The sequence below is a fragment of the Parasegetibacter sp. NRK P23 genome (assembly GCF_023721715.1).
Taxonomy (GTDB): Bacteria; Bacteroidota; Bacteroidia; order Chitinophagales; family Chitinophagaceae; genus Parasegetibacter.
Genome location: NZ_JAMDLG010000001.1, coordinates 1115408 through 1138928 on the forward strand (window position 1 = coordinate 1115408; position 23521 = coordinate 1138928).

Below are 23521 nucleotides of genomic sequence, written 5' to 3' on the forward strand. Positions count from 1 at the left end.
AAAGATAAGTGTAAATGCTACAATTCAGAAAAAAAGTTTGTGGCGCAAGCCCTGCCCCATAAACTTCCTGTTTGGGGTTTATGTCAAATCCTCACATAAAAACACTGGTTTTCTCCGCCCCATCAAGAGCAGAAAAAACCAGTTGTGCAGACAGGCCTGTTTAGTTTTTGATATAAATGAAAGGAACTTCGCTGTTTCTTGCCAACTTGTTCAGCGATGGCACATCCTGCTCCAAAATACGTTTAAGCTTCTTCAATTCAGCGTCGGCGGCTGCCTTCAGTTCAGCGAACACATCCTTTGCCTGTTTAGACGGGGCCATGTTGCCGCTTGCTGCCGCATCGAATACGCCTGATATTTTATCGTTCAGCCTAATCGGGTAGTTCAGCACATCCTGACCACTTTTCGCTTTGGTCTGGTGAAGCGTTTCCTCGATTGCGGTGATCTGCTTGTGGATACTGTCCGACAAAGGTTGCAGCGCTTTCCATTGCGTGGAATCGGTCCGTTCTTTCAGGCTGTTGAGCTGGTTGCGGATGGAACGCACGTTCACAATAGCATCCTGCACATCTTTGAAAGTGGTTTTCACTTCCTTCAGAAAAGCGTATTGTGCTTCGTAATCTGCATTTGAAGTTGTGAAATTCTTATCGCCCGCAATTACGAAAGGCAGGTCCGTGGAATCCTTTCCATACACGAACCGTGCGGTATAGTTACCTGGCGGCACTTTCACAGAACCGGGTACGCCGTTCCAAAGGATCATGCCTTCCACCCGTTCAAGGGGTTCATCCTGCATGTTCCATACCCAGGTGTTCATGCCTTTCTTCCAGGGCAGTTGTTCTTTCTTGCCATTCGTTTCCACCGACCTGATCACGTTCCCGGATTTATCGATGATTTTCACCAGCGCCTTCCCTGTATCAGCCGACAGGTAATAGCGTAGCACCGCGCCATTGGGCGGATTCATGCCTGCATTCACCGGGTCTTTCTGCTGATAGCCGGCCATCCGCCAGGCGGTATCCGGCGCAAAGAAATAAGGCTTGCCGCCTTTTGTTACTTTATCGGCCTGCTGCACCACTGAAAGGTCATCGATCATCCAGAAAGAACGGCCCTGTGTAGCCACGATGAGGTCGTTGTTCTTGATCGTCAGGTCAGTGATGGGCACCATGGGAAGGTTCAGTTGGAAGGGTTGCCATGCCGCCCCGTTGTTGTACGAAATGTACATGCCATACTCGGTACCGGCATACAATAGTCCCGCACGTTTTTTATCCGCCCTAACCACGCGGGTGAAGTGCATGGATGGAATACCTGTAGTTATTTTCCGCCAGGTTTTTCCATAATCTTCGGTGCTGTAGATATAGGGCGCGAAGTCGTCCAGTTTGTAACGTGTTCCTACAATGTATGCGCTACCTTTCTTGAAAGGATCGGTTTCAATGGTATTCCACATCATCCATTTCGGACAATCTTTCGGGGTAACGTTCTCCCAGTTTTTCCCTCCGTTCCTGGTAACATGCACGAGGCCATCATCACTTCCCGTCCAGAGCACATCTTTTTCAACGGCAGATTCCGCCGCGGTGAAAATAGTGCAGTAATATTCTACGGAGGTATTGTCTTTGGTAATGGGTCCACCGCTGGATACCTGCTTGGATTTATCATTGGTGGTAAGGTCCGGACTGATGATCTCCCAGCTTTGCCCCCCGTTTTCCGTTACAAACAGATGGTTCCCGGCAGCGTAGAGGCGTTTGGGATCATGTGGAGAGAAGAAGAGTGGGAAGTTCCACTGAAACCGGTATTTGAGCACATCCGCGCCGGAGCCGATGGGCACATCGGGCCATACGGAAATATTCCTGTTCTCGCCTGTTTTGTGGTCCAGCCTGGAAAGGTATCCGCCATAGTTTCCGCCGTATACAATATCGGGGTTCAGCGGATCGGCCACCACGTATCCGGATTCAAACCCGGCGGTGGATTCCCAGTCGCTTTCACCAATTTGTCCGCCGTAGGTACGGTGTTTCAGGCGCAGCGTACTGTTGTCCTGCTGGGCGCCGAGAATACGGTATGGAAACGAATTGTCCGTTGATACACGGTATATCTGCGCGGTGGGCTGGTTCATCATGGTGCTCCATGATTTGCCGCCATCCATACTCACCTGTGCGCCGCCATCGTCGGCAATGATCATCCGGTTGCCATCCTGCGGGTCTATCCAGAGATCGTGGTGATCGCTGTGCGGGGTACCGATGTTCTGCCAGGCTTTTCCGCCATTGGTGGATTTGAGAAAGCCCACGTTCAAAACATACACATCTTCCTCTCTGGCAGGATCGATGAACAGTTTGGTATAGTACCAGGCCCTTTGGCGGATGTTGTTGTCGCTGCTTTGCAGTTGCCAGGTTTCACCGCCATCCGCGCTGCTGAAGAGTCCGCCATTCGCGTTTTCGATGAGCGCGTAAATTTTTTGTGTATTGGAAGGCGCGATGGCCACACCTGAGATTCCCCAGGTACCATCGGGCAAGCCTTTGTTTTTATTCAGGAATTTCCATGTTTCTCCGCCATCAGTACTTTTCCAGAGTGCGCTGCCTTCCCCACCGCTTTCAAGGCTGTATGGCGTTCTGATCACGCGCCAGGTGGAAGCGAACAGTACATTGGGGTCGGATGGATCCATAGCAAGATCGGATGCTCCGCTTTGGTTGTTGGCATATAATACTTTTTTCCAGCTCTTTCCACCATCTGTTGTTTTGAATATGCCTCTTTCCTCATGTGGACCGAAGAGGTGTCCCAACACGGCTACCCAAACCTTATCGGGATCCGTTGGGTGAATGATGATTTTGGTAATGTGCCTACCTTCTTTCAGGCCGATGTTTTTCCAGGTTTTACCGCCATCCACACTCTTCCACATGCCTTGCAATCCTTCACTCACGTTGCCGCGCACTGTATTTTCTCCTTCTCCCACATACAGAATCGATTCGTTGGAAGGTGCAACCGCTACAGACCCGATGGTGCCACCGAAATAACCATCGGAAATATTCTTCCAGGACGCGCCGCCATCCGTTGTTTTCCATACACCTCCGCCGGTGGCGCCCATATAAAACAGTTGCCTGTTCTTATAACTTCCAGCCACAGCCGCGCTTCTTCCACCACGCCAGGGTCCTACCAGCCGGTATTTCACATCGGAAAGAAAGGGTGCCACATGGGCCGTATCTTTTGCAGCATCGGGTACAGGTTGTTTCTTTCGCTGGGCCTGCAGTAATATTCCGGGCATCATTCCCAGCAGGCAACAAAAAAGCAGTCTTCGCATTGGTGTCGTGTTTAGAAAAATGAAATTACAGGTTTTGGCTGCTGAAATAAAAAAAGGGTTGAAAAAACCGGAGCGCTATCGGTGTTTTTCCAACCCTGTATGCCGTTAAAATACTTTTATCCTTCTATGGAACTCGCCGCGCCTTCCTCTTTCTTTTCTTCTATTGACTTCTTCTCTTCTTTCTTTTTCTCTTCTTTGCTTTTCGCTTTGTTGTATTTTTTCGCTTTGTTCTTATGCAGGCCACCGAAACGGAGGCCAACATGGAAATCGGCCTGCTTCGACTCCCCCATCAGTGCAGACAACACGCTTCCGGAACCAACAAACAGCGGACCAAACCGCAATGAAAGGCCCGCGTTAAATTCCGTGAGCGCATTATAGTTCAGGGGCAGGTAGGCGCCAAAAGCGCGGCCCTCATAACGCGGGGTGAGCGTGAACCCGCTGTAATAAGCGGTATTGTAGGGCTTGTTGTTTGTTTTCGCCAGGGAAAGCTGTGCGCCACCGTGTACATAAAACTTGTCGCTAAGACTATAATCCACATCCAGTTGCAGCGATGTGGGCAATGCAACATCATATTCAGCATCATTGTTCGTAGCAGCAGGAGTAAAGAACTGAGGGCGCGAATTGAAATATTGTTTGAACTCATCAAGTTCCTGGTCGCCCAGTTCAGAGAGGGAAAGCCTTTCAGGCCCGGTGATATTGATGTCGTAATCTCCGCTGCGTTGTACATCCCGCTCGTAATTGATTTTCCCAATATCCAACAGGGCCACGCCAACTTTCAGTTTGTATTTGTTTCTGTCTCTGCGCGACAGTTGTTTATCGCCGTAAGTATGTTTTTCCGCATCCGGCCGCCATTCATACACAAATCCGATATCACCGCCGAAGCCGGTACTTTTCATTTCCAGCAGGTCCTCCGGATCAAAATCGGAGATGTTCACACCGCCAAAGCCCATGCCTATCCTTCCCGTAGTGTTCATCAGCTCCACATCGTCCGCGATATTGTTCTCCACGAGCGTACCATTAAAATTGCCGATATTCAGGTACATATTCGCGGCACCGGCCAGGTATTTGGCCGTGAAACCACCTTTCAGGAAATGTTCTTCCTTCTGAAGCAGCGTTCGTGCGAAGCTTACGCCAAATTCCGTCCAGCCGTGTACGGCCAGCTGCATGTTCTCCTGTGACTGGATCGTGTAGGGCAGAGAGGGATCGTTCTCAAAATCGGAGGTAAGTTTATCTACCAGCTTTCCATCCATATCCCGGATATTGGTTACCGCACGCACCCTGGTGGTGAAAGCGATACCCGTTTTTTCACCGATGGAAACCATCACAGAGGGGCCATGCACCGTAAAGTTCGCCATACCGCTGGAAGCGCCCGCGTTGGGCCCGAACATCTGGTTCTTGAGCGTATCGAACTCAAAAGAATTTTTGAACACATCTTTCAGTTTGAAAGAAGCCTTATCGTTCCCCACATACGTGTTCAGGGAAAAAAGATTTACATCGAAACGGTAACGGCTGTCCGCGATATTGGCGGGGTTGAAAAAAACACCGTTCACACCGGTGTAATTACCGGCCCGGTATCCGGGAAAATCCTGTGCAGCAGCAGGTAAAGCGGCAGCAACGGCCAGAGCGGCCATCCATGTTTTCATACGTACTTTTTTGGGTTGAGGTTAATACTGCTGCAAACCTACAGCGCGGAAGCGAAGGATGCAATGCCCATCAGAAGGTATTTTTTGGCCGCGCTTCCTTACTTTTGCCGCTCTAAAAACCTGCTCATGACCGGCATCGACCATGTGGAACTGGAAAAAGTGATCGTACACAAAGTGGGAAATCCCTCCAGGAACGAAGAACTGAAGCTATCCGTAAACCCGCTCACCTTAAATGATGAGATCGTACGCGGACTGCTGAACAAGTACTTCCTGGGCGCTTTCAACGCCGATGAACTGTTTCGGTTTACCCATATCAGTGATGTGAACCTGAACGAGGTGTATAATTATGTAACGAAGATTTTTGATGACGCGGAAGCCTTTACCGAAGAGTCGTTCCACCTGGCGCAGTACCTCTATTCAAAATCAACACACGCAAGGGTAAAAGACGGTGAACTGTATGTGGTGCTTTTCAACAAGGTGCCCTTTCAGGGCGAAGAAACAAAGGCCATCGGGTTGTTCAAATCAGAAACGAAAGAGACTTTCCTGAAAGTGTTCCCGCACGGCCAAAGTTATGAAGTGATCCACGAGGAAGGCATCAACATCAATAAACTGGATAAAGGATGCCTTATTTTCAGGAAGAACCGGGAAGAGGGGTATTTCTGCTGCGTGGTAGACAGTACCAACAAACAGAATGATACGCAATACTGGGTGCATGATTTCCTCCAGGTTCAACCTTATTCAGACGCTTATCACCAAACGAATCAGTACCTCGACTTATGTAAACAGTTCATCACACAGGAATACCCGGAGAAATTCGAGGTCACCAAATCGGACCAGATTGATATGATGAACCGGTCGATGGAATACTTTAAAACGAAGGACCAGTTCAACATGGAAGAGTTCGCGCGGGAAGTGATCCACCACGAAGAGATCGTGGACACCTTCAGCGATTACAAACGGAACTTCGAACAGAACCGCGGCTTCGAGATCAACGAGGAATTCGATATCCACCTCGCCGCCGTGAAAAAACAACAGAAAGTATTCAAATCGATCTTAAAGCTCGACAAGAATTTCCACATCTACATCCATGGCCGTAAAGACCTGATGGAACGCGGTTACGATGAAGCCGTGGGAAAGAAATACTATAAAATTTACTTCGACGAGGAAGCTTAGAGGTTCTCCATCTGGTCGGGGATAGTTCTTTCCAGTTCTTCCTCCTTAATCTTGTTTGTAGGCCACTCAGGATCGTACTTTACGAACCAGGATATCCACAACGAACGGGAAAGCCGCATCAGCCAGGGTTGCAGGGCAATGAGCAGGACACCATTGGAGATGAGCCACCAGAGGAAACGGTTATCGTTAAACGACATGCCGATGAGTACCAGCCATGCCACTAAAGTGGACACACTAATGGCTACTGTGAGCGCGTAACTTACGTAACCCGTGCCATAATAAAACCCCACTTCAATTTCAGTAGGCTGCCCGCAAACAGTGCATTGCTTGTGCATTTCCATGTTCCTGTTGAGTTTGATGCTCACAGGGTTTTTGAACAACTTTCCTTCCCGGCAACGCGGGCAACGGCAACCGAATACGGAGGAAAGATAATTTCGTTTGGGGGCTGATTCCATCATGCAAAGGTATAAATATAACCCGGGGTACAATCGTGGCCTATGGCACGATCAGTAATTTATCCCACAAATCAGCGGATTAATTTGAAACAAGGCGTATTAAGGAAGTAATGAATGCCATTACAGTTTCTCCAGCACCTTTTCCATCTTCATACTTCTCGATCCTTTTATGAGCAACTGGGCGCTTTCAGGACTTTTGCGCTGCAGCCAGTTGCCGGCGGCCTCCGCATCGGGCAGGTAGGTGAACGGGTGCATTACATGCGCGAAATCGCCACCCACCAATACCACTTCTTCCCAGGGATGGGCAGCGATAAAGGCGGCCAGGTCCTCGTGTTCTTTTTTGCTGTCAGGCCCCAGTTCCATCATGGCGCCGAGCATCAGTATTTTATGGTCGCCGGGTTGCGCGGCGAAATTAGCGATGGCAGCTTTCATACTGGAAGGGTTGGCATTATAAGCATCGAGAATGATGGTATTGCTTCCTTTCTTCACGAGTTGTGAACGGCTGTTGGTAGGGGTGTACGCTTCAATTGCGGCAGTAATCTTTTCCAGGGGGACACCGAACTCAATGCCTACGGCCACGGCCGCGAGTACATTGGGGAGGTTATAGTCGCCTACCAATTGCGTTTGTATGGTTCCTAAACCATGTACATTGGTGATTTGCACGGCGAGAAAAGGCGCGGAGGCGGCGAGTTTGCCTTCCACTTCGGCCTGTTCCGTTCCGTAGCGGATCACTTTGGGAATGCCCGCGCTCATTTCGCGGAGGTAATCATAGTCCCACATCACAAATGCGGTTCCATTATTGGCACGAAGGAAATCGAACAGTTCACCTTTTCCTTTCCTTACGCCTTCCACGCCACCGAAACCTTCGAGGTGCGCCTTGCCGCAGTTGGTAATCAGTCCATGTGTGGGCAAAGTGTATTTGCAGTAGCCTTCAATTTCTTTCTGGTGGTTCGCCCCCATTTCTATCACGGCCATTTCCGCATCCTGTTGCACACGCAGCAAAGTGAGCGGTATACCGATGTGGTTGTTGAGGTTGCCCTGGGTGGTATAGGTGATGAAGTGGGAAGACAATACGGCATGAATGAGTTCTTTGGTAGTGGTTTTCCCGTTGCTGCCGGTGATGGCGATGAACGGCGTCTTTTTCCCATCGGCCCGGTTCATGAACTTCCGGCGGTGGTGTTGGGCCAGTTGCTGCAAGGTGGTGAGCACATCATCTACCAGGATCGTTTTTTCTGAGGTATGGAAATCCGCCTCATCAATTACAGCGTACGCGGCGCCCATTTCGAGCGCTTTGGCCGCGAAGGCGTTGGCGTTGAAGTTGGGTCCCTTCAGCGCGAAGAAGATATCTCCCGGCTTCAGGGCACGCGTATCGGTTTGCACACTGGGGTGTTGCAGGAAAAGCTGGTATAAGGCGGAGATGGTCACAGTATTTGGTTTGAGTGAACAAATATACTACAAGAAAGCCCCGCATATCTCAGCGGGGCCTTCTTTGAACATCACGTATTATGCGTTGTAATTATCTTTTTTGTTTGCGGTTCTTATAGATGATACCGCTTTTGCGTCCGTTACCTTCCGCACTGCCCACACGGTCCATGGCGCAACGGAAACCAACGGTGCTGCTGGCCTGGTCCTCTTCAAGGTGACGACGGGTGCCGGGAGAAAGCCAGTAGGCGCGGTCGTTCCAGCTACCGCCTTTGATCACGCGGGATTTATCGGAGATCAGGGTGGTTACACCATAACCATAAGTAACCATGGAAGAGCTGTCACCATCCAGGTAGTTGATCACGTCACCTCTCTGGTAGTTGCGGCGGTTCTTACTTTCTTCGTCGGTAACATATTGCTCTTTCAGGCGACCGAGGCTGTCTCTTTCAAATTCACCATCCTGAGTTTTGTACAGTTTGGAGTATTTGTTACCACGGTAAGGGGCCACATCATCCATATCGGTGGTGTTCAGCGGACGGTAAACGTCTCCTGTCCACTCACTCACGTTACCGGACATATTGTACAAACCGAATCCATTGGGGAAGAAAGACTCCACGGGACCAGTGTACACCGCGTTATCGTTCAAACCTCCGGCCACACCCATGTTGTCGCCATAACCGCGTTTGAAGTTGGCGAGGAAAGTACCCTGCCAGGAACCGCGGCGCGTATCACGCAGACCATTCACGTTGTGCGACCAGGAATATACCTGTTTGTTGCCAATCAATTCCTCACCACGCTTTTTAGGAGAAGTGGATGGATTGGGGTTCTGGTTTACATAACCGAGTGCCGCGTATTCCCATTCCGCTTCGGAAGGAAGGCGGTAGTTGGGCAACATCAGACCGTCTTCGAACTTCACCTGGGTACGGGGGGTACCGTTGGGGTTCTTCAGCGGATTCTTTTTTGATTTTGCGGCGGTACCGGGCGTAGCCTGGTATTCACCCACGAGGTATGCTTTGCTGTTGAAGTTTTCCTGGCCCAGGCCCTGGAGGTTCTTCAATGTATTCTTGTTCACATATCCTTTCTGAACGAGGATGCCTTCGTTCACACGGTCGGAGCGCCAGAGACAGAAATCAGAAGCCTGTTTCCAGGTTACGCCCACCACGGGATAATAATTGTAAGAAGGGTGGCGGAAGTAATACTCCACCATGGGTTCATTGTAGGCGAGCTCACTCCGCCAAACCAATGTATCGGGCAGGGCGCCTAATCGCACATCTTTGTATTCATCCCCGTCAAATACCGATTCAATCCAGTACAGATATTCCCGGTAGTGCACGTTGGCCACTTCGGTTTTATCGATATAAAACGAGTTCACGGTAACACGGCGGGGAATATTGTTCCAGTCGCCCATCACATCTTCTTCAGTAGCACCCATCGTGAAGGTACCACCCTGAACGAAAACGAGACCGGGGCCGGTTTTCTGCTCTTTCTCCATGGACACCTGGTAGCCGCCCATGTTCTTATCGTTGTAGTTCCAACCGGTTACGGATGATTTTTCCTGCTTCTTTCCGAACAGCCCCCCGTTTTTACAGGAAGCCAGCAGAACAGTGGCAGTTAATAGGATCGAAACATTTTTCAGGTTCATCTTGGATAGCATTGAGCTAGGTTTTTGGATATGAATAACGACCTCGATTATCGGTTTATTGTACAACCGGAGGGCGAATATAATTTAATTTTGTTTTCCGGGCGGCAGCTTTAGCAATCAATGGATAAGAACCGCCTTACTGCCCATAAACACATAACTTCAAACACGGAACCAAACTTCCATATTGCGGATGCGTTTTCTCGTTCTTGTATTCCTGCTCGCAAATACCATACTAACCTCCGCGCAACGGGTGTACGCGCCCCATTCCGTATTGCAACAGGGCGCATGGTTCAGGATAGGCGTGGATACCGCAGGCGTTTACCGGATCGATCTTGCTTTACTGAACACCCTGGGTTACACCGGGAACAGTTTCCCGGCAGAAGCCATCCGCGTTTTCGGCAGAACCGGCGCCATGCTGCCCGAAGCCATGAACACAACTTATACTGATGACCTGCAGGAAATCCCCTGCCGTTCCTATCCGGGATTCGTCCTGTTTTATGCGCCGGGTGCCCATATTGTAGAAAAAGACTCTGTGAACCAGAGCTTTACGCATAGAACGAACCTGTTCTCCAACCGCACCTATTATTATATTAAAGTGGAAGGTTCGGGATTAAGCATCCCCCTTCAACAGGATCCTGGCAGTTTTCAACGAACCGTTTCGGCTTATGATGATGTCCGTTTCTACGAGAACGAACTGGTGAATTTCCTCGGCAGCGGCAAAGAATGGTTTGGGGAAGAGTTTGCCAATGCGCCGGGCAAAACGCTTACCAGGAACTTCTCTTTTACCTTTCCGGGAAGGGATGTCCAGGAACCCGTTCGCTTCAATGCCGCCATGGTGGGCCGTTCCGTGAATGGCAGCAACCGCTTCAGTGTGCAGTTGAACGGTGGCGCCGCGTCCTCCACTGATATCGCGGCCACGGGCAGCGGCGCTTATGATATTTTCGCCCGTAAAGCAAACATCTCCCTCACACAAATCATCACCGCTACCGATATACAGGCTGCCTTCAACTTCCAGCCCGGCGGCTTCAACGCGCAGGGCTGGCTGGACCATATCCTGGTACATGCCCGCACGCCGCTTCGTTTCAACGGTGTTGGGCAATGGCATTTCCGCGACTGGCGCTCCGTTGCGCCCGGCAATGCACGTTTTGAAATCAGTAGTGCCCCCGCCGATGCCGAAGTGTGGGAAGTGACCGCCCCGCTTTCCCCGGTGCGGATGGCCACACAAATAGCGGGCAACACGTTGGGGTTTGTACAAAATGCCAGCCGTCTCAGAACATATATTGCGTTTTCCCCCGCAGCCGCTTTACGCCCCGCTCCATTGGGCACGGTAAAAAACCAGGACCTGCACGGTGCGCCGAATGCGCGTTTCCTGGTGATCGCGGCGCCGGAACTGGTTGCGGAGGCACAGCGCCTGGCGGCCTACCACGAAGCGGCCAATGGTCTTACCACACTGATAGTGACCCCCGAAATGGTCTTCAACGAATTTTCGGCCGGGATCCCCGACCCTACGGCTATCCGCGATTTCGTTAAGATGCAGTACGACCGCGCCGGAGGCGATACTTCGCGCCAACCCCGCTACCTGTTGTTGTTCGGCGACGCATCCTTCGATTACAAGAACCGCCTCGGCAACAACACGAATTTTGTGCCCGCTTACCAAAGCAACGAATCCCTTGATCCCCTTTCCACCTATACTTCAGATGATTTTTTCGGGTTGCTGGACAATACGGATAACATCAACAATACCGGCACGCTCAGCTTGCTGGACATTGGAATCGGCCGCATTCCGGCAGGGAACCCGGCTGAGGCAAAAGCTTATGTAGACAAAGTACTCGCCTACCATACGCCCCAGGCGCTTGGCCCCTGGCGGAACGAACTCAGTTTTCTCGCGGATGATGAAGATGACAACCTGCACCTCCAGGATGCCGAATATGTGTCGGAAGGATTGGAAACCCTGAATCCGTCTTTCAATACAAATAAGTATTACCTCGACGCTTTCCCGCAGCAAAGCACATCGGCGGGCAGCCGCTACCCCGCTGCCACACAAGCCAGCAACAACAAGGTTTTCAATGGCACCCTGATCTGGAATTACAGTGGTCACGGCGGGTTCACACGTCTCGCGGAGGAGGTGCTTCTTGATAAAGAGACCGCGGCCCAGTGGCGCAACAAGGACCGGTATCCACTTCTTATCACGGCCACCTGCGATTTCGCGCCCTATGATAATCCGGGCATGCCCTCGCTGGGCGAGCAGGTGTTGCTGCAACCCTATGCAGGCGCCATCGCGCTGATGACCACCACCCGCGTGGTGTTCGCCTTCAGCAACCGCACCATGAACTACAATTACCTGCAGGAAGCCTTCAAAAGAAAAGCCAACGGTTTCTACCCCAGCCTCGGCGAAGCCGTAAAAAATGCCAAGAATTTCACCTACCAGTTTTCGGGAGACATCGTCAACAACAGGAAATTCACCTTGCTGGGCGACCCCGCGCTTACCCTTGCGTTCCCACGGTATAAAATCAGGACCACACACATCAACGGGAAAGAAACAGGCGCTTTGAAAGATACCATCCGGGCACTCGATAAAGTAATTGTTACCGGGGAAATCACGGATATGAACGGTGTAGTTTTAACGGACTTCAACGGTGCTGTTTTCCCCTCGGTATTTGATAAGAAAAGCACCAGGCGCACCCTCGGCAACGATCAGGGCAGTCCGGTTACCGGATTCGAAACCCGCGAACAGGTGTTGTTCAAAGGAAAATCCTCCGTAAAAGACGGCCGTTTCAGTTTCGAGTTCATTGTTCCGAAAGACATCAGCTACGCCTTCGGCGAAGGCTGGATCAACTATTACGCTGAAAACGGTCAATACGACGCGAACGACCATTACGCCAACCTGGTGGTGGGTGGTGGCAGCAATACCGGCTCCAACGACCAGGAAGGGCCCAACGTAAAAGCCTGGATGAACGATGAAAAATTCGTGAACGGCAGCATCACCAACAACGCGCCCATCCTGCTCGTGAAACTCACCGATTCTTCCGGCATCAATACCACCGGCACAGGAATAGGCCATAATATCACCGCCATCCTGGACAATGACCTGAACAATCCCATCGTGCTGAACGAATTCTACCAATCTGAGCAGGACTCCTACAAGAAAGGAACCATCCGATACCAGTTGCCGCCCCTGGAGCCGGGAGAACACACTTTGGAGGTGAAAGCCTGGGACGTGGCCAATAACTCCGGAGCATACCTGCTGCGCTTTAAAGTGACGGAACAGGGCGACCTGGTGGTGGACCATGTGCTGAATTACCCCAATCCATTCACCACCAAAACTTCTTTCTGGTTCGAACACAACCGTCCCTTCGAAAATTTACAGGTACACATACGGGTATTTTCACTTACCGGAAAACTCGTAAAATCACTGAAAAACACAATAATAACAACGGGTAACCGTTCGAGTGATGTGGAATGGGACGGTAAAGATGATTTTGGAGCGAAACTTGCCCGCGGCGTGTACTGGTATATTTTACGCATCAGCGCCCCCGATGGACAAACCAAAGAAGTGATCCAGAAGCTGGTTATCTTATAATCCCTACTTTTGCCTGGTCTTACATTTCGAAACCTACAAAATTGATATAAAAAATCTCTGATGAAACGACTCCATCTGAAACTGGCTGCCACTGCATTCCTGCTGGCGGGCACCGCTTTCTCAGTATCCGCACAAACAGCCGACAGAATCAACATCGTTACAACGGCAGTACCTTTCCTACGAATCTCACCTGATGCAAGGGCCGGAGCAATGGGTGAAACCGGGATAGCTACACTCCCTGATGCAAATGCGCCGTTCTGGAACCTCGCAAAGACACCATTTAATTCAAGTAATACTGGTATAGCACTGACTTATACACCTTGGTTGAAGGATTTGGGGTTAAACGATGTATATCTTGCTTCACTAGCTGGATATTTAAAGCCAAGCGAAGAAGAGGCTATTTCAATGTCAGTAAGGTATTTTAGTCTAGGGACAATTCAGTTTACCGATGGGAGCGGGAATCTTATGAGCAACGGCAGACCACGTGAATTTTCTTTAGATCTTGGATATTCAAGAAAACTTTCAGAGCAAATGGGTGTTGGTCTTGCATTAAGATATATACGCTCAAACCTCGTTACGGGAAATGCGTCTTCCGGTACAGCTTTTAAGCCTGGCTCCACTGTTGCCGCAGACCTGTCTTGGTATTATAATGGTGCCGATGAAAACGGTGAAGGCTTCAGTGCAGGCGCCGTACTTTCAAATCTAGGCGGAAAAATAGGCTACACCAATAACGCCGAAGAAAGGGATTATATTCCCGCCAACCTGGGATTGGGTGGCGCTTATACCAAAGTTTTCGATGAAGCCAACAAAGTTACTTTCGCCCTAGATATCAATAAGTTGATGGTGCCAACGCCCCCCAGCTACGAAGAAGTGCCCGATATGTCGGACCCAACCTACGACGAAGTGGTGGAACGTAACGACGCCAAAACCCGCGACTACCGCTCCAAAGGCATCGTAGGAAGCTGGTTCAGCTCATTCGGTGACGCACCCGGCGGATTCGGCGAAGAACTGAAAGAATTTACTTTCTCGGCAGGGGCGGAATACTGGTACAACAACCAGTTCGCATTGCGCGCAGGCTATTTTTATGAGAACAAAGACAAAGGCAACCGCAAATACTTTACCGTAGGTGCGGGGATTAAATACAATGCCATAGGCATCAACTTCTCGTACCTGGCACCTTCGGGTCAGGGTATTACGAGGAACCCGCTTTCTAATACGCTGCGCTTCGGGCTGGTATTTGATCTGGATGCGGTGGAGTAAAGCCTCACCCCAACCCCTCACCCCAACCCCCTCTCCCAGGGGAGAGGGGCAATGTTTATCGTAGTCGAGAAGGTTTGTTTCAAAATAAGTTGCCGTACGCTTTAAACGTTCAGTTATGTGTTTAAAAGCGTACGGTTTTTTATTTTTTCTTCGCTTAAAGAAGATGCATTGCCTAATTGCTAAACCCACTCAAAATAACTGCCCAGGCATTCACATTACAAATCTCATGCTTTACAAATAAAACGTTTCGTAGCCCCTCTCCCTGGGGAGAGGGGGTTGGGGTGAGGCCAATTCCCTATATTTGCCCCCTTAACTTCTCACCATGAACCTACGCATCGGCTTCGGAATAGATTTTCACCAACTGGCAGAGGGCCGCGAACTCTTTATCGGGGGCGTTAAAATTCCGCATACCAAAGGAGCCGTGGGCCACAGTGATGCCGATGTGCTGCTCCACGCGATCTGCGATGCCATGCTGGGCGCACTGGCACTGGGCGATATCGGCAAACATTTCCCGGATACTTCCAACGAGTTCAAGGGCATCGATAGTAAGATTCTGCTGAAACGCACCTTCGATCTGATCTGTTCTAAAGGGTACAGTGTGGTAAACGTGGACAGCTCCCTTTGCCTGGAAGCCCCGAAAATAAAGCCTTACGTGGAACAGATGCAACAAACCATCGCGTCTATTATTGAGATTACAGCGGAAGATGTTTCCGTGAAAGCCACTACTACGGAGAAGATGGGCTTTGTGGGCAGGGAGGAAGGTCTCGTAGCCTATGCCACGGTGTTGCTTCAGAAAAAATAAAGTCTTATTTCCCGATTAAATATATCGTGGGGCGCTTGTGCAGTTCCGGCAGGGGCTGTTTTTTCCAATCCGAAATGGTTTTGGTGACGATGTACTCGTTCGCGGCGGTGATATCCGCGGCCACGCACAACTTCGTGGAACCCTGGCAGGTAGCGAGGATGTCTTTCAGCAACTGGTTGTTGCGGTAAGGCGTTTCTATGAACAATTGTGTACACGATTCTTTCACGGCTTCCAACTCCAGTTGCCGCAGCATTTTTATGCGGGAAGCGCTTTCGATGGGCAGGTAGCCGCGGAAGCGGAATTGTTGCCCGTTCATGCCTGAGGCCATCAGGGCGAGGAGGATAGAACTTGGTCCTACCAACGGCACTACGGCAACGCCCATTGCCTGGGCCTCCGCCACAAGTATTTGCCCGGGATCCGCAATACCCGGACAACCCGCTTCGCTGATGATACCGATGTTTTTACCGGCTTTCAAAGCATTCCTGAAATGGGTTATTACATCTTCTTCCGCTTTGTGGATCACCACCCATTCATACGCGTCAATCACCATTTCGCGCCATATCTTCTTGAGCCAGCGGCGGGTGGTTCTTTCGTTCTCCACGAAAAAAACGCCACATTGTTTTACGGCATCCAATACATAAGCGGGAACGGTTTGTTCCGCATCTTCCGCCAGAACAGTGGGCACCAGGAACACTTTACCGGGAAAAGGCATACTCATTTTTTCATTTCATGTAAACTAAGCGTAGCGGCCACCACCGCATAAGAAGGCGCCAGCACCCAACCCAATAAAGGCACGCTGTGCATCAGGTAGAATACCAGACCGTTCCCGATGGCAAGTCCTTTGTGTGTGCCAATGAAGGCCACACTTTGCGCAGGACTCATTTTCCGGCGCTCGCAACTGTAATCCAGCATGGAGAACCCGTAGTAATAACACTCTACAAACAAAGCGATAAGCGGCGTGATCCAACCCACAACGGGAATGAAGGAAAGAATAAGGATAGAAACGGTGTACACCGTTTGCCAGAGCGCATTCCGCAACGCCAGCCGGATACCCCTTACGATGTCTTTCACCAGTTGTTTAAAGCTGAACGGGAAATCCCTTCCTTCCAGGATCGATTCCGTTTTTTCACTGAGGTAAGCGAAAATGGGCGAGCCGATGATAAGGAACAGGTATTTGAAAAGTGAAAAGTAAAAGAATACCAGGATCACGCGTACAATCAGTTCTCCGAGAATAAAAAGGAAATTCAGAAAACTGTTGTGCATCCTTTCCAGCCATCCCTGCAGTCCTACCAACTTACTGATATAGGTAACCGCTTCGCTGGTAGAGGTCCAGAAGAAATACATGCCGGTAAGGAAAAGCAGCGCGTAGAGGATACCGGGAATGAGTATCCATTTCCAGAGTTTGTGTTGCCGGATGAACTGGTGCGCCTGGAAATAGGCCTGTATGGATATTACGATTTCTTTGAGCAAGAAACTTAATTTTAGTACCTGAACCTGCTGAACTCAGGCAGTTGAAGTAAAAATTCGCATGAAAATAAATGAATTTACACAAAGTGGCTGTATTTCATCTCAGTAAGCGGCAAACGCCAATAGTTGTTATCTTGTAAGTCATGAAGAAATCGATTGCTGTTCCTGCCGGTATAGCACTGGCGTTGCTCGTGTATTTTCTGAATCCCTTCGGGCTCGCCCCGAAAGCCATGCTCACCCTGTCCATCGGTGTGCTCATGGTTTTCTGGTGGGTGAGCGAAGCCCTCCCCATGCCCGTGGTGGCGCTGTTGCCGCTGGTATTATTCCCTTCTTTTGGCATCGGCACATTAAAAAACACAGCGCTCCCCTATGCCGATCCCGTTATCTTCCTGTTCATGGGCGGCTTCCTGCTGGGACTCGCCATCGAAAAATGGAACCTGCACCGGCGCATCGCGCTGAACATCGTTCGCATTACCGGCACCAGCGGTAACCGGATTGTACTGGGTTTTATACTCAGCACCGGTTTCCTGAGCATGTGGCTCAGCAATACCGCCACCACCATGATGATGTTTCCCATCGCGCTTTCCGTAGTGAACGTACTGAAAGAACATCCCCGCAACGGCGCGCGTTACGATCATTTCGCAGTGGCCATCATGCTCTCCATAGCGTATGCTTCCAACCTGGGTGGCATCGCCACCGTTATAGGAACACCGCCCAACGTGGCTTTCGTGGGCTACATGCAGGAACGCTACAACATGACCATCGATTTCGCCAGTTGGATGGCCGTTTGTTTTCCCCTTGCGCTGTTGCTGATGCTGAGTATGTATGTCGTGATGGTGAAATGGCTTTTCCCCAACCACATCAAAGCGGAAGAAAGCACCCGCATGGTGATCAGGGAAGAACTGGCAAAACTAGGTCCGATGCGTGTTTCAGAAAAAAGAGTACTGATCGTATTCTGTACCACTGCCCTCTTATGGATACTGAAAGACCTGATCAATCAGCTGAACCTGATAAAACTGGATGATACCGTGATCGCCATTGCCGGAGGAACGGCGCTCTTCTTTATCCCTTCGGGGAAGGAAAATACAAAAGAGAACGCCCTGCTCACCTGGGAAGACACTTCCAAAATGGCCTGGGGCATCCTGCTGCTTTTCGGAGGCGGCATCACATTGGCCAACGCGCTGGAGAACGCCGGTCTGATGAAGCAACTCGGGGAATGGCTCGCAGGCTTCGCAGGGAACGGTGGTTTTGTATTGGTGGTCATGATCACCATCCTTTCCATTTTTATTTCCGAAGTAATGAGCAACGTGGCACAGGTGATTGTATTCGCGCCGGTGATGGCAGGTATGGCCGATGCACTGCACATCAACCCCATGTTGCTCGGCGTTCCGATGACGCTGGCAGCAAGTTGCGCATCTATGCTGCCGATGGGCACGCCGCCCAATGCGATCGTTTTCGCGAGTGGGCATATCCGTTTGGGACAAATGGTGAAAGCCGGGCTGGTGCTGAATTTGCTGGCGATTGTGCTGATTTCAGTGTTCTGCTGGTATGTGCTGCCGGTGTTCTTTTGAGGGTTCACGCACAAAAAAAGGCCGGCACAAATCAATGTACCAGCCCTCTTAAATTATTCGTATTCAACTGAGTAATCTACGTTGCGTCGCAGCGTTGCGAGGTATAAAGCAATCACGAGAAGTATTCACCCTCAACCCGCAGCACCACAACCGATCCTTGCGTCCCTGCTTCCTTGCGTTGCGAAGTGCGCAGCACAAAGCAATTGCGTGAAACATATTCCCACACAAAAAAGGCCGGCACAAATCAATGTGCCGACCCTTTTAAATTATTCGTTTTCAACTGAGTAATCTCCGTTGCGCCGTAGCGCCGTTGCGAGAAATAAATTATCCCCGCCGCGAGAAGCAAGCCTGATTAAGCGCTACAAGTAACACAGCCCTCTTCCATCGTGCAGGTTTGCCCTGTCATCATCACTGCAGTATCATCCACCACCTGCAAAGTAGTTCCTGCGGGAATCACGGGATCCATGTTCTGGCCACCCTGTTTTTCCACCGTGAACTGAACAGCTTGCGCGGCGGCCTGTGTACGCAGGTAGTACATACCGGTCTTCAAACCTTTTTTCCAGGCGTAGAAGTGCATGGAAGTGAGTTTGGAAGAAGAAGGCGCGTCCACGAAGAGGTTAAGCGACTGCGACTGGCAGATGAATGCCCCGCGGTCGGCGGCCATATCGATGAGGTTCCTTTGTTTGATCTCCCATACTGTTTTGTAGAGTTCCTTGATGTTGGCGGGAATCTCTTCAATTTTCTGGATGGAACCGTTGGCTTTGATGATCTTGTTCTTCATATCGTTGCTCCACAGGCCGAGTTCCACCAGGTCGCGGAGGAGGTGCTTGTTCACGACGATGAACTCACCGCTGAGTACGCGACGGGTATAGATGTTGGAAGTGTAAGGTTCGAAACATTCGTTGTTACCGAGAATCTGCGAAGTGGAAGCCGTTGGCATCGGTGCCACCAGCAGCGAGTTGCGCACACCGTGCTGCATTACTTCCTTGCGCAGGGTATCCCAATCCCAGCGACCGGATAGGGAAGCTTCTTCCCACATATCGAACTGGAAAATACCTTTTGAAAGCGGCGAACCTTTGAAAGTGGAGTAAGCGCCGTCTTTAATAGCCAGGTCTTTACTGGCGGTCATGGCGGCGAAGTAGATCGTTTCAAAAATCTCTTTGTTCAACACTTTAGCGGCTTCACTTTCAAACGGCTGACGCAGGAGGATGAACACATCGGCCAAACCTTGCACACCCAATCCGATAGGACGGTGACGCATATTGGAATTGCGTGCTTCTTCCACGGGGTAGTAGTTGAAGTCGATGATCTTGTTCAGGTTTTTGGTAGCCTGGTAGGTTACTTCATACAACTTCTGGTGGTCGAACTGACCATCGGTTACGAAGCGGGGCAGCGCGAGCGAAGCGAGGTTACAAACGGCCACTTCATCGGGAGAAGTGTATTCGATGATCTCGGTGCAGAGGTTGGAACTTTTGATGGTACCCAGGTTCTGCTGGTTGCTCTTGCGGTTGGCCGCGTCTTTATAGAGGAGGTAAGGTGTCCCTGTTTCGATCTGGGCTTCGATGATGGCGAACCACAGTTCCTGCGCCTTGATTGTTTTGCGGGCCTTTCCTTCTTTTTCGTAAGTGGTGTACAGTTTTTCGAATTCTTCTCCCCATGACTCGTGCAGTCCCGGTGCTTCGTTGGGACAGAACAGGCTCCAGTCGCCGTTCTCTTCCACACGTTGCATAAACAGGTCGGGCATCCAGAGGGCGTAGAACAGGTCGCGTGCGCGCATTTCTTCTTTACCGTGGTTCTTACGGAGATCGAGGAACTCAAATACATCAGCATGCCAGGGTTCAAGATAGATGGCGAAAGCGCCTTTGCGTTTACCACCGCCCTGGTCCACATAACGGGCCGTATCGTTGAATACACGCAGCATGGGAATGATCCCGTTGCTGGTACCGTTGGTGCCGCCGATATAACTACCGGTTGCGCGGATGCCATGGATAGCGAGACCGATACCACCGGCGCTCTGCGAAATCTTCGCGGTCTGGCGGAGTGTATCGTAAATACCGTCGATGCTGTCTTCCTTCATTGTGAGCAGGAAGCAGGACGACATCTGCGGCTTAGGTGTACCTGCGTTGAACAATGTTGGGGTTGCGTGTGTGAACCAGCGCTCACTCATCAGGTTGTAGGTGATGATGGCGCTCTCGATATCATCGTGGTGAATACCGATGGACACGCGCATGAACATGTGCTGCGGGCGCTCGGCGATCTTGCCGTCGAGGCGGAGCAGGTAACTTTTTTCAAGGGTTTTGAAACCAAAATAATCGAAACCGAAATCACGGTCGTAGATGATGGTGGAATCCAGCAGTTCGGCGTTCTTTTCAATCACCTCCATGATCTCGTCGGAGAGCAGGGGCAGCAGTTTGCCGGAACGGGGATCAGTATAGTTGTAGAGTTTCCGCATGGTTTTGGAGAAACTCTTTTCAGTGTTCTTGTGCAGGTTGCTCACCGCGATGCGACTCGCCAGCAGGGCATAATCGGGGTGCTTGGTGGTGAGCGACGCGGCTGTTTCCGCAGCCAGGTTGTCCAGTTCAGTAGTGGTAACACCATCGTAAATACCTTCCACCACTTTCTTCGCTACATCAATCGGGTCCACAAGGGCGCTGAGCCCGTAGGAAAGTTTCTGAATACGCGCCGTGATTTTATCGAATTTGACGCTTTCTTTTTTACCATTGCGTTTGATGACGAACATTGGAGTATATATTTAAAGGTTAGTAGTTGAGCAATAAAGTTGAATCAATTTAAAAGTCTTCGTCGAGGCTGAAAGTCTGCGCTTCTTTGGAACCCGACATCACACCGGCTTTCTGGTAATCGCCTACCCGTTTTTCGAAGAAGTTGGTTTTGCCCTGGAGGGAGATCATTTCCATGAAATCGAACGGGTTGGTGGCGTTGAACATTTTGGGGTAACCCAGTTCAGAGAGCCAGCGGTCGGCCACAAACTCAATGTATTGTTGCATGAGGCGGGCGTTCATCCCGATCAGGTCAACAGGGAGCGCTTCGGTAATGAATTCTTTTTCGATCACTACGGCATCGCCGATGATCTTATATACTTCTTCCTGGGAAAGTTTGTTGCTCAGCATGCTGTACAGGAGACAGGCGAATTCGCAGTGCATGCCTTCATCACGGCTGATCAGTTCGTTGGAGAAGGTAAGTCCCGGCATCAGGCCGCGTTTCTTCATCCAGAAAATGGAGCAGAAGCTGCCGGAGAAGAAAATGCCTTCCACAGCGGCGAAAGCCACCAGCCTTTCAGCGAAAGAACCCTGTTCGATCCAACGGAGCGCCCATTCCGCTTTTTTCTTCACCGCGGGCACCGTGTCAATCGCATGAAACAACCGGTGTTTTTCCTGTGGGTCTTTAATATAAGTATCAATCAACAGGGCGTAAGTTTCAGAATGGATGTTCTCCATCATGATCTGGAAGCCATAGAAGCAACGTGCTTCGGGCAATTGCACTTCACTCATGAAGTTCACCGCCAGGTTTTCGTTCACAATACCGTCGCTTGCGGCGAAGAAAGCCAGCACATGCGAGATGAAATGACGTTCGCCATCGTTCAGTGAGGCCCAGTCTTTCAGGTCGGAACTGAGGTCAATCTCTTCCGCCGTCCAGAACGAGGCTTCATGCTTTTTGTACATATCCCATACAGCCGGGTAGTTGATGGGAAGAATCACGAATCTGTCTTTGTTCTCCTTCAACAGGAGTTCATCTGCTTGCGCCATGGTATCAATTTTTTATAGTGAACCTTATAAGGACGTTTTTAGCCGCTGCCTCGGCTCCGGATTTTACTTCGGGAGGCATCGGTTTCAATACAAACCTTTGTTAAGGGATTAATTCGATCCTGATTTCAACATGTATTTACGGAGCCGGGGCTTTGAAATAACCCGGTATTCCGGCCCGGATGAGTTCCCGGAAACCGTACCGTAACGGATATTGGAGATCGTGTATGCAATAGTACAAACCAAATGAACTGATTCCTACAAAAGACTATCCACAGGTGTGCATAACAATTGTGGGTATTTTTTGAAGTTCAATAGGGCCGTGCATTTGCAATTTTCAACACGTTTTTAATTATTTTTTTTGACTTTTTTTGAACAAAAGGAAGAATTAATAAAAAGTTTAATTCAATAGATTGCTATAATCCTGGGTATCCTCAGAATCGATTCAAAATCACTTGATTATTGCGCTAAAAAACCTAAATTAGCCTAAAACGAATCATATGTTATCAAAAGCAATAGCGGAAGCGTTGAACAAACAGGTGCAGATGGAAGCTGAAAGTTCCCAGGCCTACCTGGCCATGGCTTCCTGGGCCGATATTCAACCCGGTTTAGATGGTGTGGCCGGCTTCTTTTTTCAACAGGCGGATGAAGAAAGAATGCACATGTTGAAACTGATGAAATTCATCAATGAAAGAGGCGGTTTTGCCGTTGTTCCGGCGCTGGAGCAGCCTATTCTTACCTACCAGTCCCTGATCCGTGTATTCCAGGAATTCCTGAAACATGAAGTGGCGGTGAGTGAAAGCATCAACGAACTGGTGCACCTATCGCTTGCCGAGAAAGATTACGCGACCCACAACTTCCTGCAGTGGTATGTAACGGAGCAGATGGAAGAAGAAAATACCGCGCGTATACTGAATGATAAGCTGGAACTGATTGGAGAAGATAAGAGTGGCCTGTATTTGTTCGACAGAGATATTCTGGCATATAGAGGGAAGAAGTAACCCGATTTTGAATGATGGATTTTAAATTTTGAATGCGGCTCCCTAATATTGTAAGCACTTTGGGTGATGCACAAAAAAATGGAACTCCGGGAATGCGGAGCTCCATTCAAAATTCATCATTCAAAATTCAAAATCTCTTACACCTCCTCCTCTTCCGCCAGCAGCTTAAAATAAGCCCCGTCCATGGCGGGATCCAGTTTCAGTTGGCAGGCCAGTCGGCTATCGTCATCCGCATCGGGCAACGTATCCAGCATGTCCATTTCGGCGTCGCCTTTTTCGGGCAGTTTTTCAAGTCCGTGCACCACCTGCACATGACAGGTGCCGCACATGGCCATTCCGCCGCAGGCGGCCACGATGGCGTATTCTGAAGCTTTGAGGAACTCCATGAGGTTCAGCCCCATGTCGGTGGGCGCTTCCAGCGTTTGTACATCGCCTTCCCTGTCCTCTACTGTGATCGTGATGTTCAT

At 50.2% G+C, this 23521-nt stretch carries 16 protein-coding genes; 6 read left to right on the forward strand and 10 right to left on the reverse strand.

Annotated features, from left to right (window positions below; translation table 11 throughout):
- Positions 1-160 precede the first annotated feature (160 nt).
- Both M4J38_RS04460 and M4J38_RS04465 read right to left on the reverse strand, forming a co-directional pair.
- Positions 161-3277, reverse strand: a complete 3117-nt coding sequence (locus tag M4J38_RS04460) for a hypothetical protein (RefSeq protein ID WP_251758328.1) — start codon at positions 3275-3277, stop codon at positions 161-163.
- Between the two features lie 116 nt (positions 3278-3393).
- Positions 3394-4920, reverse strand: a complete 1527-nt coding sequence (locus M4J38_RS04465; protein WP_251758329.1) for a DUF5723 family protein — start codon at positions 4918-4920, stop codon at positions 3394-3396.
- 15 nt (positions 4921-4935) lie between these two features.
- On the opposite strand from M4J38_RS04465, the gene M4J38_RS04470 reads away from it, so the two are divergent.
- The gene (locus tag M4J38_RS04470) at positions 4936-6093 is read left to right on the forward strand and encodes a nucleoid-associated protein (RefSeq protein ID WP_251758330.1); all 1158 of its coding nucleotides are present in this window, start codon (positions 4936-4938) and stop codon (positions 6091-6093) included.
- Here M4J38_RS04470 and M4J38_RS04475 read toward each other — a convergent pair.
- The 3 genes from M4J38_RS04475 to M4J38_RS04485 form a co-directional block, all read right to left on the reverse strand.
- Positions 6090-6551 carry a DUF983 domain-containing protein gene (locus tag M4J38_RS04475; protein WP_251758331.1) on the reverse strand — a complete coding sequence of 154 codons (462 nt, stop codon included), beginning with the start codon at positions 6549-6551 and terminating at the stop codon, positions 6090-6092. The genes M4J38_RS04470 and M4J38_RS04475 overlap by 4 nt on opposite strands.
- A 117-nt stretch (positions 6552-6668) precedes the next feature.
- Positions 6669-7973, reverse strand: a complete 1305-nt coding sequence (murF, locus tag M4J38_RS04480; RefSeq protein WP_251758332.1) for a UDP-N-acetylmuramoyl-tripeptide--D-alanyl-D-alanine ligase — start codon at positions 7971-7973, stop codon at positions 6669-6671.
- 91 nt (positions 7974-8064) lie between these two features.
- The gene (locus M4J38_RS04485; protein WP_251758333.1) at positions 8065-9624 is read right to left on the reverse strand and encodes an SUMF1/EgtB/PvdO family nonheme iron enzyme; all 1560 of its coding nucleotides are present in this window, start codon (positions 9622-9624) and stop codon (positions 8065-8067) included.
- Between the two features lie 178 nt (positions 9625-9802).
- Between M4J38_RS04485 and porU the strand changes: the two genes are divergently transcribed.
- The 3 genes from porU to ispF all read left to right on the forward strand — a co-directional run bounded on the left by porU (position 9803) and on the right by ispF (position 15254).
- Positions 9803-13192 (forward strand): type IX secretion system sortase PorU, encoded by a 3390-nt coding sequence (gene porU, locus M4J38_RS04490; RefSeq protein WP_251758334.1) that lies wholly within the window; start codon positions 9803-9805, stop codon positions 13190-13192.
- A 60-nt stretch (positions 13193-13252) separates the two neighbouring features.
- Complete coding sequence (gene porV, locus M4J38_RS04495) at positions 13253-14452, forward strand: type IX secretion system outer membrane channel protein PorV (RefSeq protein ID WP_251758335.1); 1200 nt, start codon at positions 13253-13255, stop codon at positions 14450-14452.
- Positions 14453-14774: 322 nt separating this feature from the next.
- Positions 14775-15254, forward strand: a complete 480-nt coding sequence (ispF, locus tag M4J38_RS04500; RefSeq protein ID WP_251758336.1) for a 2-C-methyl-D-erythritol 2,4-cyclodiphosphate synthase — start codon at positions 14775-14777, stop codon at positions 15252-15254.
- Between the two features lie 4 nt (positions 15255-15258).
- Here the strand turns inward: ispF and M4J38_RS04505 are convergent, their stop codons facing one another.
- Together M4J38_RS04505 and M4J38_RS04510 are read right to left on the reverse strand one after the other, a co-directional pair.
- Entirely contained in the window at positions 15259-15966 is a 708-nt protein-coding gene (locus M4J38_RS04505) for an SAM-dependent methyltransferase (protein WP_251758337.1), read from the reverse strand.
- A gap of 2 nt (positions 15967-15968) precedes the next feature.
- Positions 15969-16724, reverse strand: coding sequence for an EI24 domain-containing protein (locus M4J38_RS04510; RefSeq protein ID WP_251758338.1), 756 nt, complete (start codon positions 16722-16724; stop codon positions 15969-15971).
- A 140-nt stretch (positions 16725-16864) separates the two neighbouring features.
- Here M4J38_RS04510 and M4J38_RS04515 point away from each other — a divergent pair, with 140 nt between their 5' ends.
- Positions 16865-18292 carry a DASS family sodium-coupled anion symporter gene (locus M4J38_RS04515; RefSeq protein ID WP_251758339.1) on the forward strand — a complete coding sequence of 476 codons (1428 nt, stop codon included), beginning with the start codon at positions 16865-16867 and terminating at the stop codon, positions 18290-18292.
- A gap of 352 nt (positions 18293-18644) precedes the next feature.
- Here the strand turns inward: M4J38_RS04515 and M4J38_RS04520 are convergent, their stop codons facing one another.
- Both M4J38_RS04520 and M4J38_RS04525 read right to left on the reverse strand, forming a co-directional pair.
- Positions 18645-21032: a ribonucleoside-diphosphate reductase subunit alpha gene (locus M4J38_RS04520; RefSeq protein ID WP_251758340.1), complete on the reverse strand. Its 2388-nt coding sequence runs from the start codon at positions 21030-21032 to the stop codon at positions 18645-18647.
- A 49-nt stretch (positions 21033-21081) separates the two neighbouring features.
- Positions 21082-22056, reverse strand: coding sequence for a ribonucleoside-diphosphate reductase small subunit (locus M4J38_RS04525; RefSeq protein WP_251758341.1), 975 nt, complete (start codon positions 22054-22056; stop codon positions 21082-21084).
- Between the two features lie 497 nt (positions 22057-22553).
- Between M4J38_RS04525 and M4J38_RS04530 the strand changes: the two genes are divergently transcribed.
- Complete coding sequence (locus tag M4J38_RS04530; RefSeq protein ID WP_251758342.1) at positions 22554-23054, forward strand: ferritin; 501 nt, start codon at positions 22554-22556, stop codon at positions 23052-23054.
- 137 nt (positions 23055-23191) lie between these two features.
- Here M4J38_RS04530 and M4J38_RS04535 read toward each other — a convergent pair whose 3' ends face one another.
- Positions 23192-23521, reverse strand: coding sequence for a 2Fe-2S iron-sulfur cluster-binding protein (locus M4J38_RS04535; RefSeq protein WP_251758343.1), 330 nt, complete (start codon positions 23519-23521; stop codon positions 23192-23194).

Bases quoted from the DNA above. Each gene is read 5' to 3' on its own strand.
- M4J38_RS04460 (WP_251758328.1), bottom strand. From the start codon at position 3,277: ATGCGAAGACTGCTTTTTTGTTGCCTGCTGGGAATGATGCCCGGAATA.
- porU (WP_251758334.1), top strand. From the start codon at position 9,803: ATGCGTTTTCTCGTTCTTGTATTCCTGCTCGCAAATACCATACTAACC.
- M4J38_RS04530 (WP_251758342.1), top strand. From the start codon at position 22,554: ATGTTATCAAAAGCAATAGCGGAAGCGTTGAACAAACAGGTGCAGATG.
- porV (WP_251758335.1), top strand. From the start codon at position 13,253: ATGAAACGACTCCATCTGAAACTGGCTGCCACTGCATTCCTGCTGGCG.
- M4J38_RS04520 (WP_251758340.1), bottom strand. From the start codon at position 21,032: ATGTTCGTCATCAAACGCAATGGTAAAAAAGAAAGCGTCAAATTCGAT.
- M4J38_RS04505 (WP_251758337.1), bottom strand. From the start codon at position 15,966: ATGCCTTTTCCCGGTAAAGTGTTCCTGGTGCCCACTGTTCTGGCGGAA.
- ispF (WP_251758336.1), top strand. From the start codon at position 14,775: ATGAACCTACGCATCGGCTTCGGAATAGATTTTCACCAACTGGCAGAG.
- M4J38_RS04515 (WP_251758339.1), top strand. From the start codon at position 16,865: ATGAAGAAATCGATTGCTGTTCCTGCCGGTATAGCACTGGCGTTGCTC.
- M4J38_RS04465 (WP_251758329.1), bottom strand. From the start codon at position 4,920: ATGAAAACATGGATGGCCGCTCTGGCCGTTGCTGCCGCTTTACCTGCT.
- M4J38_RS04475 (WP_251758331.1), bottom strand. From the start codon at position 6,551: ATGATGGAATCAGCCCCCAAACGAAATTATCTTTCCTCCGTATTCGGT.
- M4J38_RS04525 (WP_251758341.1), bottom strand. From the start codon at position 22,056: ATGGCGCAAGCAGATGAACTCCTGTTGAAGGAGAACAAAGACAGATTC.
- M4J38_RS04485 (WP_251758333.1), bottom strand. From the start codon at position 9,624: ATGCTATCCAAGATGAACCTGAAAAATGTTTCGATCCTATTAACTGCC.
- M4J38_RS04535 (WP_251758343.1), bottom strand. From the start codon at position 23,521: ATGAACATCACGATCACAGTAGAGGACAGGGAAGGCGATGTACAAACG.